This is a genomic window from Caloramator proteoclasticus DSM 10124, assembly GCF_900129265.1.
Lineage (GTDB): Bacteria > Bacillota > Clostridia > Clostridiales > Caloramatoraceae > Thermobrachium > Thermobrachium proteoclasticum.
Genome location: NZ_FQVG01000057.1, coordinates 1 through 16,163 on the forward strand (window position 1 = coordinate 1; position 16,163 = coordinate 16,163).

The 16,163-nt window shown below is 30.1% G+C and carries 16 protein-coding genes; all 16 read left to right on the forward strand.

The features are described from left to right. A partial coding sequence (locus BUB63_RS11060) for a major tail protein (protein WP_073249801.1) occupies positions 1 to 498 on the forward strand: 498 nt, incomplete at its 5' end. Positions 499 to 567: 69 nt separating this feature from the next. Further along, on the forward strand, positions 568 to 1,041 hold the full coding sequence (locus BUB63_RS11065) for a hypothetical protein (protein ID WP_073249803.1): 474 nt from the start codon (positions 568 to 570) through the stop codon (positions 1,039 to 1,041). A gap of 55 nt (positions 1,042 to 1,096) precedes the next feature. Beyond that, positions 1,097 to 1,561 (forward strand): group I intron-associated PD-(D/E)XK endonuclease, encoded by a 465-nt coding sequence (locus BUB63_RS11070; protein ID WP_073249805.1) that lies wholly within the window; start codon positions 1,097 to 1,099, stop codon positions 1,559 to 1,561. Between the two features lie 95 nt (positions 1,562 to 1,656). After that, the gene (locus tag BUB63_RS11075) at positions 1,657 to 1,983 is read left to right on the forward strand and encodes a tail assembly chaperone (protein ID WP_073249807.1); all 327 of its coding nucleotides are present in this window, start codon (positions 1,657 to 1,659) and stop codon (positions 1,981 to 1,983) included. A gap of 41 nt (positions 1,984 to 2,024) precedes the next feature. After that, positions 2,025 to 2,171, forward strand: a complete 147-nt coding sequence (locus BUB63_RS13655; protein ID WP_159431473.1) for a hypothetical protein — start codon at positions 2,025 to 2,027, stop codon at positions 2,169 to 2,171. Between the two features lie 17 nt (positions 2,172 to 2,188). Continuing rightward, positions 2,189 to 4,252, forward strand: coding sequence for a phage tail tape measure protein (locus BUB63_RS11080; protein ID WP_073249809.1), 2,064 nt, complete (start codon positions 2,189 to 2,191; stop codon positions 4,250 to 4,252). Beyond that, a complete protein-coding gene (locus tag BUB63_RS11085) occupies positions 4,252 to 4,956 on the forward strand; it encodes a distal tail protein Dit (RefSeq protein ID WP_073249811.1) in 705 nt (234 codons plus the stop codon). Before BUB63_RS11080 ends, BUB63_RS11085 begins: the two co-directional genes overlap by 1 nt. Further along, positions 4,956 to 6,851: a phage tail spike protein gene (locus BUB63_RS11090; RefSeq protein WP_073249813.1), complete on the forward strand. Its 1,896-nt coding sequence runs from the start codon at positions 4,956 to 4,958 to the stop codon at positions 6,849 to 6,851. Before BUB63_RS11085 ends, BUB63_RS11090 begins: the two co-directional genes overlap by 1 nt. 10 nt (positions 6,852 to 6,861) lie before the next feature. Further along, positions 6,862 to 8,019 (forward strand): hypothetical protein, encoded by a 1,158-nt coding sequence (locus BUB63_RS11095; protein ID WP_073249815.1) that lies wholly within the window; start codon positions 6,862 to 6,864, stop codon positions 8,017 to 8,019. Positions 8,020 to 8,034: 15 nt separating this feature from the next. Continuing rightward, positions 8,035 to 9,699: a hypothetical protein gene (locus BUB63_RS11100; protein ID WP_073249817.1), complete on the forward strand. Its 1,665-nt coding sequence runs from the start codon at positions 8,035 to 8,037 to the stop codon at positions 9,697 to 9,699. A 16-nt stretch (positions 9,700 to 9,715) separates the two neighbouring features. After that, the gene (locus tag BUB63_RS11105; RefSeq protein ID WP_242947371.1) at positions 9,716 to 10,114 is read left to right on the forward strand and encodes a phage holin family protein; all 399 of its coding nucleotides are present in this window, start codon (positions 9,716 to 9,718) and stop codon (positions 10,112 to 10,114) included. Then, complete coding sequence (locus BUB63_RS11110) at positions 10,114 to 10,770, forward strand: N-acetylmuramoyl-L-alanine amidase (RefSeq protein WP_073249821.1); 657 nt, start codon at positions 10,114 to 10,116, stop codon at positions 10,768 to 10,770. Before BUB63_RS11105 ends, BUB63_RS11110 begins: the two co-directional genes overlap by 1 nt. A gap of 151 nt (positions 10,771 to 10,921) precedes the next feature. Next, on the forward strand, positions 10,922 to 11,776 hold the full coding sequence (locus BUB63_RS11115; RefSeq protein ID WP_073249823.1) for a tyrosine-type recombinase/integrase: 855 nt from the start codon (positions 10,922 to 10,924) through the stop codon (positions 11,774 to 11,776). A gap of 19 nt (positions 11,777 to 11,795) precedes the next feature. Continuing rightward, complete coding sequence (locus BUB63_RS11120) at positions 11,796 to 12,584, forward strand: hypothetical protein (RefSeq protein ID WP_073249825.1); 789 nt, start codon at positions 11,796 to 11,798, stop codon at positions 12,582 to 12,584. 257 nt (positions 12,585 to 12,841) lie between these two features. Then, positions 12,842 to 13,828, forward strand: coding sequence for a flagellin N-terminal helical domain-containing protein (locus BUB63_RS11125; protein WP_479722842.1), 987 nt, complete (start codon positions 12,842 to 12,844; stop codon positions 13,826 to 13,828). Positions 13,829 to 14,053: 225 nt separating this feature from the next. Next, positions 14,054 to 15,910 (forward strand): glycosyltransferase, encoded by a 1,857-nt coding sequence (locus BUB63_RS11130; protein ID WP_073249828.1) that lies wholly within the window; start codon positions 14,054 to 14,056, stop codon positions 15,908 to 15,910. Positions 15,911 to 16,163: the final 253 nt, after the last annotated feature.

Consider the following 16,163-nt stretch of genomic DNA (forward strand, 5'->3'; position numbering starts at 1 on the left):
ACTTATGAAAGTCCAATAAAACTTGAGAGGGCAATTAGTGCCAAAATAACTCCCAAAATGACTTCTGAGAATATTTATTCTGATGATACAGTTGAAGATGTTATATCATCCTTTGAGGGAATTGACGTTGAAATAGAGCTAAATCAGTTATCACTTGAAAGTAGAGCAATACTTCAGGGAGCAAAGGTCGTAAAGGGTGTATTAATTGAGAGTAAAGACGATTTAGCACCAACAATTGCACTAGGTTTTAAATCTAAAAAAACGAATGGGAAGTATAGGTATGTGTGGCTTTTGAAGGGTAAATTTGAACTTGCATCTGATGAATATGACACTGAAGCTGAAAAGCCAAAGGCACAGAGTGCAAAACTTAAAGGCAATTTTTATCCAAGGGGGTTTGATGGGAATTACAGATTTATTTGTGATGAGGATGCTGAAGGTGTAGATGCCACAATTATAAATGGGTGGTTTGATGCTGTAGTGAGTGAGCCTGAAATATAATAATATATTTATGATTGTTATAAAACTCGGTCGTCTATATTGTATAATATAGATGAAGGGAGTGATAATGTGATAAAAAATAATGAACATAATAGACTGGAAGCATATGATTTTGAAAAAAGAGTTGGATTATATTTAAGTAAAAGATATAATACCAATTTTAAAGAAAAGGCTTTAACTGTTGGAAAAAATAAAGAGCATAAGTTTGATCTAGTTTCTGATGATAATTCAATAATTGCTGAATGTAAGAGTTATACATGGACTAAAGGTAATAACTTTCCATCTGCCAAGATATCTACAATTATAGAAGCAATATTTTATTTTTCAAGAATTAAAGCAGATAAAAAGATTATAGTAATTCAAGATTCATTTAATGATAAAGGAGAAAGTCTAGTTGATGTTTTTTTAAAAAGATATGATGGAATTTTGGATGATATAGAGGTTTGGGCATATTATGTAGGAAATACATTAAATGACGATGTAGTAAAAGTAAAAAGAGAAAAGAATGAGATATGGTATGAAAAAATGTATAAAAATTGTTGATATATTTTAATAAAGATATAAATAAAAAGAATAGCAAATATAGGGTGGGGAAATTATGCCAAAGAAGAATTCAGATAGAAAAGTTATTACTGAAGTTGATTTTTCGCAAACGAATAAAGAAGGATGCATAAGAGAGATGTTAGCTGCAATAAAGCTAATGAAAGAAGGATATAATGTTTCAAAGACCATGTTTGATAATAGGTATGATTTAATCGCAGAGAAATATCCAAAATATATAAGGATACAAGTTAAAAATTTGAAATTAACTTATAAAAGTGATCCAACACAACCTTTATCTATTAACAAGTGGGAAATACATGCATATACAAATATTAAAGGGAATAAAAAAATATATACAAAAGATGAAATAGATGTTGTTTTTGCAATAGATATAGAAACAGAGAATTTTGCAATAATTCCAGTAGAAAAAATACCTAAAACAGGAGTTGTTAGAATTTCTGAGCAAAGCGATAGAAAAGAGTATTTCAATTCATTTAAAGCATTAGATGATTTAAAATAATATAAATGTGTATGATAATAGTAATAATTTAAAAAAAGGGTAGCCTAGATGCTATCCTTATTTTATTTATTATCATAAAGAAAGGAGAAGCCCCTATGAAAGCATCAGAACTTAAAAACAAAGGTGTAAAAATAAAATTGCAGGACAAAGAATATGAACTAAAATTTGATATGAATACCTTCTGTGAACTTGAAGAAGTATATGGGGACATAAATAAAGCTTTTGAAGATTTGCAAAATAAGAAATTTAAAGCTATAAGAGCATTAATATATGCAGCAGTTAAAGCTGAGGATGAAAATATTACCTTAAAAGAAGTAGGCAAAATGATAACATTAGACGAATTAGAAAACCTTAGTTTAGCAATCAACAAAGCATTAAATATGGCTATGCCAGAGGTAACAGATGAAAATATGGGGGAATAGAAAGCCACACCAATCAAGAAGGATGGGATTGGGAGTGGCTTTTGTATTTAGCAACAAATCTTTTAAAGATGAGTGAAGATGAGTTTTGGAAAAGCACACCAAAAAAACTTCAAGCACTTTTTAAAGTTTATAAGAAAGTAAATGGGATAGACGATGATAAAGCATATATTGATGAAATAATGTTTTAAGAAAGCGAGGTGAGATTGTGGCAAGGGATGCTAATACAGTAATTGCAAGAATTGGACTTGATGATAGAGGATTTCAAGAGGGTGTTTCTAAAATACAAAGAAGTTTAAAGGTTGCTCAAAGTGAATTTGCTGCAGCATCATCAAAGCTTGGTGAGTTTGGCAATTCAACAGAGGGATTAAAACTTAAAGCTGATAGTTTAAATAGGCAGATTGAACTTCAAAAAGATAAAGTTGTAGCATTAGAGAAGGCATACAAAGAAAGCGTTGAGGCAAAGGGCGAAGATGCCAAGGCTACTGAAAACCTAAAAATTAAACTTAATTATGCAACGGCAGAACTTAATAAAATGGAACAAGAGCTAAAAAATACAACTAGGGAATTAAAAGAAAAAAGTTCTGCTTGGTATAAGTTGTCCCAAAGCATGAATAGTGCAGGGGAGAAAATGAAATCAATAGGAGATAAGATGTCATCAATAGGCAGTAAACTTTCAACTGCCGTAACACTTCCACTCATAGGAATTGGAACTGCTGCAACCAAAATGGCTATGGATGCTGTAGAATCTGAAAACCTGTTTGAAGTTTCAATGGGTGCTATGGCAGGTGAGGCAAGAAAATGGTCAGAGGAAACATCAAAAGCTCTTGGGCTAAATGCCTATAATGTAAGAAAAAATGTAGCAACATACAATTCAATGCTAACAAGTATGGGGCTAACATCACAGGAAGCATTAAAAATGTCTGAGGACCTTACACAGCTTTCATACGATATGGCATCCTTTTACAACTTAAAACCTGAAGAGGCCTTCGAAAAATTAAAGGCAGGTATTTCAGGTGAAGCTGAACCTTTAAAGGCTTTAGGAATATTAGTTAATGAAAATACTATAAAAACATATGCATACACTCATGGAATAGCAAAACAGGGTGAGGCATTAACTGAACAGCAAAAGGTAATGGCAAGGTATGGTGTAATCATGGAATCTACTAAAAATGCTCAAGGCGACCTTGCAAGAACTATGGATTCGCCTACTAATAAACTTAGGGTTATGAAAGAACAGGCGGAACAACTTGGTATTCAGTTTGGACAGGTTCTTATACCAGTTCTTGAAAAGCTAATAGGAGTAATAAAGCCTTTAATGGATAAATTTCAAGGTTTGTCTAAAGAACAGCAGGAGATGATTGTCAAAATTGGGCTAGTAGTTGCAGCGGTTGGCCCTGTAATTGGAATTATAGGTAAGGTAATAAGTATAGCAGGCAATTTATCAACTATTATAGGAAGCACATCAGGGGCAATGGCTACAGCAGGTGGTGCATCTGCAGTTTTAGGAAGTGCTTTTACTGCATTAACTGGACCTATAGGAATAGCTGCTATGGCTATTGCAGGCATTGTTGCAGTTGGAGTTTTACTTATTAAAAATTGGGATAGTATAAAAGAGTCTTTAAATACATTAAAAGAAAATATATCTACAAAATTTAATTTAATAAAAGAAAATATATCAAACGTATGGGAAAATGTAAAAAGCAAAACTTCTAATGTGTGGAATAACATAAAAAACACAATAAATGAACATGGAGGTGGGATAAAAGGGATAATTGGAAGCTATATAGATGCATATAAAGCAGTTTGGAGTAAGGGATTTGACTTTATAAACAGTATAACAGGCGGGAAATTAGGAGAAGTGTTTGAGAAAATAAAAATCATTGCAAACTCTATAAAAGAAAAGTTATCTGATATGTTTGACTTTAAAATACCTAAAATAAAGCTGCCGCATTTTTCGATAAAAGGTGAATTTAGCTTAAAACCACCGAGTGTTCCTCACTTAGAAGTTAATTGGTATGCAAGCGGGGGTATATTTACAAGGCCTTCAATTATTGGTGTCGGAGAGGCAGGGAATGAGGCTGTTTTACCTATTGATAGATTAGATGAAATTATGGCAAGAGCAATTGAAAAAGCAAGGGGAAACAGTAGCGGAGGTTTAACTTTACATATACAGAACTTTTATAATAATTCAGATAAAGATATAGAACACCTTGCATATGAACTTGAATTTTATAGACAGCGTATTTCACTTGGAAGGGGTGGGAGGTAATGCTTAGCTTTAATTTTGCAGGGAAAGATAGTTATTTAGACTATGGTATTTTAATAACTTCAAGGCCTACTATCCCATCACCTAAAAGAAGAGTATCATACATTGATATTCCAGGTAGAGATTCAAGTTTAAGATATGATGAAGGAAGCTATGAGGATATTACTATTGTCGCTCAATGCTCAATAACAGCAGAAAATATCATTCAAAAAATAGACGAAATAACTGCATGGCTTTTTAATTCGGGAGAGAGCGATTTAATATTTTCATTTCAAAATGATAAAAAGTATATAGCTCAAGTTGCAAATTCAATAGAGTTTAAACAGGTTTTAAGATATTCTTCAAAATTTATAATCATATTTAATTGTAGGCCATTTAAATATGCAGTTTCAAACAACGTAATTACAATAACCCAAAATGGAACTAATTTAATAAATCCAGGAACAATATATAGTTTACCCAAGATTTATGTTTATGGCTCAGGAGATATAACGCTTAAAATAAATGGAAATGAGATAAAAATAAACGGATTATCAAATAAAATAATAGTTGATTGCGCTCTTTATGACTGCTATGATGATAACCTTAACAACTTAAATTCAAAATTTAGTGGAACCTTTCCAGTATTAAAAGTGGGTAACAATATCATAGAATGGACAGGTAATGTATCAAAGGTTGAGATCTTACCTAACTGGCGGTGGTTGTAGTGATTTGTGTTTATGACAAGAAAACTAAAAAGGGTGAATTTGAAAATATAGGACTTGGTGTTTTAGACGAGTGTATAGCCACAGAAATTACGGAAGAATTAAATGGTGAATACAGCTTATATTTAGAATACCCAGCGAACTCTAAGAAAGCAAACTACTTAGTTGAGTTTAATATTATAAAGGCAAATGGACAGTTATTTCGGATATATAAGGTAGAAAGAGAAGTTGAAAAAATAGGGAAAATAAAGGTATGGGCAAGGCATATATTTTACGATCTTGCTTTTTATTTTATAGAAGCGGCAACACTTGTTAATGCAAATATGAAAGAAGCAATAGAAGGAACTATCCCACCTGAAGCACAGGCAGTTTTTAAATTTACAGCACCAGAGGAAAATATTTATCCATTTAGTATAAGGAATGTAAATGCACTTGAAGCCTTCTTTAAAATACTTCAATATTATGGCGGAGAAGTGAAAAGAGATAATTTTAATATTGAAATACTTAAGCAATTAGGAACTAATTCAGGGATATTAATAAAGTATGGGAAGAACATAAAAGGAATGAGGGCCATAATTGATACTAATAATTTTGCAACAAAGATATATCCAATAGGCAAAGATAACTTAGTTCTTCCTGAAAGATATATTGAAGCTGAAGGTGATGTTTCTAAGATTCTGCCATATCCAATAGTAAAAAAGGTTGAATTCGATACAGGGGATGTTGACGAGCTAAGAAACCTTGCAAAGGAATATATAAAGAAAGCATCAAATCCTTTTATAAACATAGAAGTGGATTTTTTAGAGTTATCAAAAATAAAAGAATATGAAAGTTATAAAAGTTTAACAGAAGTTAATCTTGGTGATGAGGTTGAAGTTAAGCATGAACTTTTAGGAATAACAGCAAAGCTTAGGGTTATAAAGAAAAGAATTGACCTTTTAAATCCTATTAATACAAAAATAGAACTAGGGAATCCATTAAATACGATAATTGAAAAATTAGATTTTGAGTCAATTCTTGAAAAGATAGAAAGCAAAATAACAGGTTCACAAAATCAGCTTATTTTAAAGAGGAATACAGAAACACTCAATATTACAACCACAAGATATGCGGCGATGGAGATAGGTTTTTCAGTATCAGCAGATACTAATTTAACTTCTAATATAGTAATATCAGGCAAGGCAAGTAGTGATTTAACATTAAGCATTTTCTTTTCACTGGATAATAAATATTATGATTTAAAGCCAGTTCAAAAGGTAGTATCAGGGGATAATATCATAAACGTTACACTGCCAATGCCACAGGTTACAGCAGGACAGCATGCCTTTATAATTGAAATGCAAACATCAACTGGAACTTTTACTATTGAGAAAAACAATTTACAAGTAACAATAGAAGGAAGAAACCTTGAAGGCGGATTAAGCCCTAAACTTCCAAGGGCAGAAGTTTTACAAGCATTCTTATATGAATTGTTTTTAAATAAGATACAGCAGCAAAAGCAGGATATAGTCCTTATAAGTGTTCAAAAACTAATAAACGATATTAAACCTAACATAGCACAGACAAATTCATATGCTGATTACTTGGCTAAATCATTAGGATGTTTGATAGATATAAATATTTCAAAAGCATCAGTTGGAATATCAGAAACTTTTTCAAGAGATAAAATGCCTAATTATGAATTTGACAGCTGGATTAATTTTGATTTGGATTTTGAAAAACTGCCAGATGGATCATATATAAGTTATGAAAGGGCAACAATTAAGGAATTAGAATATATAAATCAAGGAAATTTTGAAAGCACAGTAGGTAATGGTGTAATCTATGGTGTTAACCTTGCCAATAGAGAAGAATATAACAGTTTAGTTTCACTAAATACAACAATAAAGGAAGTATAGGGGTGATTATGTGGGGATAATACAAACTCCAGCACAGCCTAAAGGGAATTTAGGGATGACTCTCTTTGGAACAAACAATGATGATACAACAGTAACACTCCCAGATATGGGTTTTGACTTTTACTATAACGGTTCAGTTGTAAGGCAATTAAGAACATCAGGTAATACATGGGTAGGATTTGGCTCAGCAACAGAACACTTAAAAGTTAATCGAAGAGATGCAAGTTATAATAAATTATATTATGCTTTAGAAACTGAAGGTGGAAAGAAAACTTTCAGGGTAAGATTTGAAGGAAACTCAGTTTGGTCGAGTTGGAATACCAATGAGTTAATTTGGGAATTGACCTTATTTGAAACAGGTGTTATTAGACTTGTAATTGAAAAAATACCTAACACAGGGACAAATAGTTTTGACAACCCTAATGTAGGAACGCAAACTTTAACATTAAGCAATGGGGCATCTTTAATATTTTTTCCTGGGACAGCTGATGGTAAAAATTATACTATTTATTATGATTCAAACTATATTCCAACGAATGAAAAATACCTTATAGTTGATGATGATGGAGTAAAAACTTTTTCAAGTGGCTCATGGAGCAAAATTGGTGATTTACCTTTAACTGAAGAAATGTTTTTAAGCTCTGGACTTTCAACTATTCCTCAAAGTTATACAGGAATATTAGGAAATCCAAAGCTTTATTTTTATACCGATGATGATGACAAGAAATCAAATCCTACTAAATATATTTTAGAAACTAAGGAAGTTGTAAATAGTAAACCCAAAGTAATAAAGCAAAAGTCAGATTTTTTAATACCAAGTGGTAAAAATATCTCAAGCATAACTGTTGATACAAGTTTTGTTAGAAGAGATTCAATTGGAAATCCAATCTCAACAAATGGAGCTATAAAATTAGCAATAAGCCTTGATAGTGGTGCATCATATTATACTTATAATCAAACAAGTGGTGCATTTGAGGCAATTGATATTAATGATATAAATATGTTTTTAAATCAAGGCATAGATGTAAACAACATAAGCCAATTGAACATTGATTTATTAAACCCGTTATTAACAGGCAGTCGAACAATTCGATTTGCCTATATTTTTTACAAGCCCACATTGGATGATGTGTGTAAGCTGAAGAAAATAAAAATAATTTTTGCATAAGAAGGTGATAAGGTGATGGAGTGTGTTTCATATAATAAAGATTTTCTAGTAGATAAAGTAATTAAAGAAACAAAGTTTAAGGATGATAGAGGCATAAAGGGGAAAGTATTAGTTGAAATATTTGATGCGAAAACAAATAAAAAGGTAAAGGAAGCATATACAGAAAACATTATTCCTGATTTGTTTTTTAAGGACATGTTTTTAAGACATTTTGCTGGTGGAATAATGGGGATAAATACGAGGAGCCAGGATCAATTTAACAATAATTTTGAATGTATATATCTTACTGACTCCACAAAACCTGAATCAGCAAATACAGAAAAAGTAACAGGAAATATAATAGGCTATGCATATAGAAATACTGAATATTCAGGAACTGATACATTAAGAGGAACGATAAATAAGTTGGAAAGTAAAATGGAAATAGTTAATGGGAAAATAAGGACTACATTTGTATTTGACTTTCCAACACATGCTGCAAATGGAAGATTTGAATCTATATATTGGGGAGCTGAACCTTCGAAAAGAGAAAAATTTTTTATCGGGCCACCCATATTTGGAAGAAATAATGGGGATGGAACTGTTTATGCTAAACAAAACTTATACAAAGAGAAATACTGGTCAATAATTAATATTTTTTACAGCGGAGGTTCTTCCGGATATTTTAGAAAAGCATTGAGATTTAACGATTATAATAAAGGGTATGCTCTACTTGATGGAACTAATACTAGTGCAACTAATTCTAGCTATATTCAATTTCCAGAGAGCCTAAAAGGTCATCAGCTTTATGTTCCAATTGATTTAAGTTTAGATTATTATGTTGATTTTACAAATGCAGTAAAATTATTAAATTCATCAGGTGGTGCATTTATTTCAAACGAGCTACATGATGTTGTTCCTGTATATAAAGAAAATGGAGAAATAGATTATTTTGTAGGGGTTTATATATACTATAGCTCTCCCAACTATTATTTAAAAATTTACAAATGGAGTAATGTAGGGGTATTATTATCAATTGTTGGTCCTATAAATTTAACAACAAATTTCAAAGATGCATATAATTCTAATTTTAATTATATTACTTATACGATAAATCCTTTAATGAGTGGAGAGGGATATATAGAAATATATGGGTATAATTCAAGAACAGATACCCAATATAATGAAACAGTTTATACAAATAGGCTTTTAAGGTTAGATATAAACGGTAATTTAACAAGTGAATTGAATTTGAAACCTAAAATAGGAAGTTCTACTTGGTTTGCTTCAAAGGGAATGAATAGTGGAAATATCGAAAGAAGGTGTTATTTAAGTAATTTAAATTATAGAACAAAAAATAGAATATATTTATATTATTCTGGAACGCAAGGGGGGACAGGCTTTTATCAAGTAATAACTCATGAAGGCAATCTTGTGGAAGCTTACAGAGAATATTTTACCTTTGAAGATTATTCTGATTCAACGGCCTATCCAATAATTGGAACAGACAAGTCCGTTTCAATGTATAGATATTCTTACAATGATTATGTATATTTTGGCATCTATCATCTATCACTATCAAAACCTTGCGGTGCCCATACAAAACTTGCACAGCCGGTTGAAAAAACTGATGCAAATACAATGAAGATACAATATACATTTGAAATTGATTTAATTGATTTTTCCTATGATTATTATTAAAGAAAGGGTGATAAAAGTGAAAAACAACACAATACAACTAATCTCTGCTACCATTGGCGGATATATAGGTTATTTTTTAGGAGGAATTGATGGCTTTATGTATGCCCTTTTAACCTTTGTCGTTATTGATTACGTTACAGGACTTATGGTAGCAGTGCTTGAGAGGAAGCTATCAAGTGAGGTAGGATTTAGGGGAATATTTAAAAAGATTCTTATTTTTGTTATGGTAGGCATAGGAAACATAATAGATACAAACCTTATTAAAAGCGGTAGTGCAGTTCGCACCGCCGTTATTTTTTTCTACATTTCTAATGAAGGAATAAGTATCATTGAAAACTCGTCTAAAATAGGCCTGCCAATACCACAAAAACTTAGAGAAATATTGGGCCAAATAAATGAAGGGAGAGAAAAGTAATGGCAAGAGTATGCTTAGACTATGGGCATGGCGGAGAAGATAGTGGAGCTGTATATGGTAGCAGAAAAGAAAAGGATGACAATTTAGCATTAGGCCTAAAAGTTGCAGAAGAATTAAGAAGGCATGGGGTGTTTGTAAGTGAAACTAGAACTTCTGATACAACTTTAAGTTTAAAGGATAGAACATTGTTTGCAAATAGAGGCAATTTTGACTACTTTATATCCTTTCACAGAAATGCCTATATACCAGAGAAAACAAATGGGGTTGAAACGTATGTATATATAATAGGTAGAGAAAAATCAAAAGAACTAGCAGAAAGGATTCAAAAGGCTTTAATTCAGGTAGGATTCTTTAATAGGGGAATAAAAAAAGCAAATTTTCAAGTATTAAGAGAAACAAAGATGCCAGCAGTATTAGTTGAAGTTGGCTTTATTGACAACAGTGAGGATAACAAATTGTTTGACAGTAAAAAAGATGAAATAGCAAAAGGAATTGCAAAGGCTATATTAGAGCAGTTAAATATAAAATATGTAGAAACTTCTAAAATTTTATACAGAGTTGCTGCAGGAACTTTCTCAAACAGAGAGAATGCTGAAAAGCAGGTTAGAAAATTAAAAGAATTAGGTATAGATGCAGTTATAGTTGAAGTGAAATAATTTTTAGAATGAAGCTCTTTTAGGGCTTCTTTTTTCTATTAATAAAAATTATTAACTTGCTATTAATCAAAATGAGAGATAACATCTGATACTAACCAAAGCTTTTAAAAAGTAATGATTTAAAAATAATTAGCAAGGAGGAAGAAAAAATATGATTTTAGATTCAGCTCTAAAAGAATATATGGTTTATATGGAGAATCGAGAAAAAAGCCCTAAAACTATTTCAGGATATATGCAAGATTTGAACTTTTTTAAGAAGTGGTTAGAAAAGATGTGGAATGGACCGGTTTATTTGGAAGACATTGAATTTAAGGATGTAGAAAAATTTTTAAAGTTTTTAAAAGATGAGAAGAATTATAAGCCAGCAAGCAGAAAAAGGATTTCAATAGCCTTAAAAATGTTTTTTAAATATGCTTGGAAAAAAGGATTATGTAAAACTGATATATCAACAGAATTTGAAAATGTAAAATATGTTCCCAAAGAGAGAGAATATTTAACAGAAGAGGAAGCTTTATATTTTATTAAGGAGATAAAGCATCCCGTAGTTAAGGTTCTTACAACAACACTTCTTTATACAGGTATGAGAATATCTGAAGCTTTAGCATTAAGACCTGAAGATGTGGATATTGAGAATGGCTGGATTAGAATAAATCAAGGGAAAGGTAACAAATCAAGAGATATACCAATATGTGAGAAGTTAGAAAGAGTATTAAAGGATTATTTTGAGTGGAGAGTAGATAGTGAGCAGTTTTTTGCAACAGAAAAAACTAAAGCACTTTCGGTAGGAAGAGTTCAATCAATAATTAAAGAAACAAGGAATAGATTAGGATTTAAAAAACATATAACGCCTCATGTCTTTAGGCATTCATTTGCAAGTCATTTAGTGAAAAAAGATGCAAATATTGTTAGCATTTCAAAATTATTAGGCCACTCAAACTTAAAGACAACATCAATATATACTCATACATCAAGAGAACAATTGATAGATACAATAAAAATGTTTTAGTAAGAGAGGATGATATTTATTGGAAATGTTTAAAAATAATGTAGAAAAAATAAAGTATGTTATAGAAAGTATAAATGATGGAAAGGACCCTGAGAGCATAGCAAAAGATTTGGGATATAAAAACTACAAATCTTTAGATATGTTTATGAGAAGAGAAGGTTACATTAAAGAAAGGCGTTCTGGTAATTATTACCCAAAGAATGGCCACGGGATAATATTAGAAGAAGACAGTTCTTCTAATACTAGCATTCCATTAAAGGTAATGCAAATAATTAAACTTTTTAAAGAAAATAAATTGAACCCAAAACAAATTGCAAATGAAATGGGATTTGAAAGTCCAAGAGAAATGGCAATTTATATGAAGTCTAAAGGATATATTTGGGATTCTCAAAGAAACAACTATATTTCAGAGAAAAAAATAGAAATTGAAGATAACAAGGAAGAAATAGACGTTGATATTTTTAGGACAAAAGAAATTGAAAAGGAATCACAAATAGAGGCAATAGAAAACGACTTTTTAAAGTATATAGACATTATTAAGTATTTAGATAGCAGGAAGGAAAGATTAATTGAAATAATTGAAAGCAGTTTTGAAGGTGAAGCAGGGAAATTACCAAGGTATGTTATAAAAGGATTGTTTATAACAAAATCAATCCATATGAGTAGTAAATTAGACCAAATGGTGAGAGATTTTAGTGAAGAAAAAAACGTTTCTCAAAAAGATATTTTTGAAGTTGCATTAATAGACTTCTTTAAAAAATATGGTTACCATAAAGAAATTCAAACGTTATTAAATAGTTATGATTAATAATAAATATTAACTTTGGAGGCCATGTAGAAGTTACTGTATAAGTAAAATCTGCATGGCTTTTTTTATTTTTTTTGTATTAGTAATTAACATGATAAATTTATTACTTAATATAAGCTTTGAAAAAGTAATGAAAATAAGTCGTATCGTTAGATTACTATTAGGTTGTTATTGTAGCTAAAAATAACAAATAATACGCAAATGTAAACCTTTATAAAGCTTTATAAATCAAAGGTTTATGGCGATAAAAATATTTTATAATAAAACCTAAAATTAAAGCCTGTAACAAAAAACGTCAGTTGGGCATGAACACTGTAAACGCTGGAAAGTCAATGGAAAAGTTAGCATCAGGTCTAAGAATTAACAGAGCTGGTGACGACGCAGCAGGACTAGCAATATCAGAGAAGATGAGAGCTCAAATAAGAGGTCTTGAGCAAGCAGGAAGAAACTCACAAGATGCTATATCACTTATCCAAACAGCAGAAGGTGCATTAAATGAAACTCACTCAATTCTTCAAAGGATGAGAGAATTAGCAGTTCAGTCTGCAAATAGCACAAACACTTCTGCAGATAGAAACGAAATTCAGAGAGAACTAAATCAATTGACATCAGAAATCAATAGAATTGGTAATACTACTGAGTTTAATACACAAAAACTTTTAAATGGTTCTCAAAAAGTTTCAGGAACTACAGGAGGTATTCAATTACAAATAGGTTCTAACGCTAGTCAAAGTATAACAATTAGCATAAATGACATGAGATCAAAGGCATTAGGACTTTCAGGCACAACAGCATCTGCATCAGCAGCTTTAACTGCTACAACTACAGATGAAGGTGTAGTTATAACTAGCAGTGAAGCAACTGAAACAGCAAATGCAGCTTTTTCAAGTGGTGCTTCAAATCAATTAACTGATGTATCAGCATCAGGTACACCTGAATATGCACTTGATGTTACTGATTATTCAAAAGCTACAGCTGCTATAAAAGTAATTGACAAGGCTATTGAAAGAGTTTCAGCAGAAAGATCAAAGCTTGGTGCTTATCAAAATAGATTAGAGCACACTATAGCAAATCTTGGTACTTCAGCAGAAAACCTAACTGCTGCTGAGTCAAGAATTAGAGATGTTGATATGGCTAAGGAAATGATGACATTTAGTAAGAATAATATACTTGCTCAAGCAGCTCAAGCAATGTTAGCACAAGCAAATCAGCAACCACAGGGTGTATTACAATTATTAAGATAATAAATAAAATGCTAGAGTTTAATCTCTAGCATTTTATTATATAATATAAAAAAAGAAATAAATAATAGATATTTAGAAAATTGGTTGGTGTAGTATTGTTTGTTGTGTTTAAAGTTGTGTTTATTTTACAAAGAACAAATTAAGTAATGTTTAAATATTTAATGTTTAAGGCATTAAACATTAGTTGGAATTTCTTTATATTAATTATACAAGGAGGTAACAAAAATGAAGGTTTTCTTTATGCTGACAGCTGTACCTTATGATGATGAAATGAAACAGAGACCTCAACATATAGTTGAAAACTTAGCTAAGATGGGTTTTGAAGTAATTTATATATATGCTACCTCATCCAAAAAAATAACGGCAGATCAATATGAAGATTTTATGAAAGATTTTAGATTATGTGATTATGTGATGAAAATCAATAAAAACTTATATGTTATAGATAGATTTGATGAAATAATTAAAGATAATAAATCAGAAATAATAAAGTTTTCAAAAGTGTTAAAGCATTTACAAGAATTTTATAAAAATCAAGAAGTTTATTTTATATGTGAACACCCTAAATGTATAGATATTTTAGAAGAGTTAGAAGAGAATTCTTTTATTATATACGATTGTATTGATGATTGGACTGAATTTGCAAAAGATATTGTATGGGAAGACGAAACAATTGTTACTAAAGAAAGACAATTAGCTTCAATAAGTAAATTAATTACAGTGTCTGCCAAAAGGCTGTATTGCAAAATGTACCCATATAATAAAAACATATTTTATTTTCCAAATGGTGTAAATGTACAAGATTACGATAAGATTGACACAAATATAGTGCCAAGTGATTTAAAAAACATATCAAAACCCATTATATTTTTTATGGGAACATTAGCACAATGGGTAGATATGGAAATAATAGAGTTTATAGCAAGAAGTAGACCGGATTATTCATTTGTTTTTGTAGGTAATAAATATAATGTTGAATTACCGCATTACGATAACATATATTATTTAGGTGTAAAGAATTATCAAGAACTAAAATATTATCTCAATAAGGCTGATGTAGCAATTATACCTTTTAAAATTAATAAATTAACAGCAAGTGTAAGTCCATTAAAATTTTTTGAATATATAAGTGCAGGTGTACCAGTTGTATCTACTATTTTACCAGAATTAATTGGCGAAGATAGTATTTATTTAGCCAAAGATAAGGAAGAATTTTTGTTTGGTATAGATGATATTATTAATTTAACTAAACATGAATATTTAGATTTGAGCATGAGACTAAAGAAAAATAGTTTTAAATATGAATGGAGTATTTTAATTGAAAATTTTATCAAATATATTGATATGCTACAACAAGGTATGTCTATTGAAAAAGATAAGTTTTTAAAAGAAACTATAGACAACTATGAAAATTATGATAAAAATGACATTGTAAAAAATGAATTATTGACAATGTATAATCTTATAAAAAATTATGAACTTGCTTATGAAAAATCAAACAAACTTGAAAGAAGCAATTCACTTATTTTTGATTTTAATCAGGCAGCATTAGCTTGTTTTAATGTTGGAGAATTTGACAAAGCCATTATGTATATTAATGATTATATTGAAAAAAATAATATAAATTATTATAAAAAATATATTAATAAAATAAAAGATATTATGGATATTAATGAAAAAAATATAATTATAGAAGTTTTGTTGTTAAAATTTTGTAATCGTATTTATGAGGCACTAAAATTACTTGATGATTATTTGGCTATATCAAATTCTCCTAATCCAACTTTATTTTCATTATTAGCATCCTTATATCTTGACCTTAATGAAGAAGGAATTGCAATAGAAATATTGAGTTCGATTTTACAATATTTAGATAATAACTGCATATTTGAACCGAATTCTATAAGTTTAATTATTGACTTATTAATTAAGCAAAAAGAATTAAATTTAGTTGAAACAATTTTAAATTATTTATATGATGTTGGGCTTGAAGAAATAGCAAATGATAAGTGGGCATTGTTTTATTTCCATAAATACTTTAACCTGAATTATTCATGGAATTTATTTAAAAGAGTTCTATAGCCCATATTAACTTAATTTTTTACTAAACTGCATTTCACTTAAAAAGTGAAATAAAAACATGAAAAAGAGGGCCCAAATTTGTTATAATATAGTTGCTAAACAAATACCAAACAAAGGGAGGGTTCTCAATGTTTAGTTTATATGATATTTGTTTAGAAAGCAATAGTAAAATACGATTAAATTTTGATGGTGGTGACTTATCTTCTGATACAGGATTGTTATTGCTTAAAGAATTTACTCATAAAATTGGCTT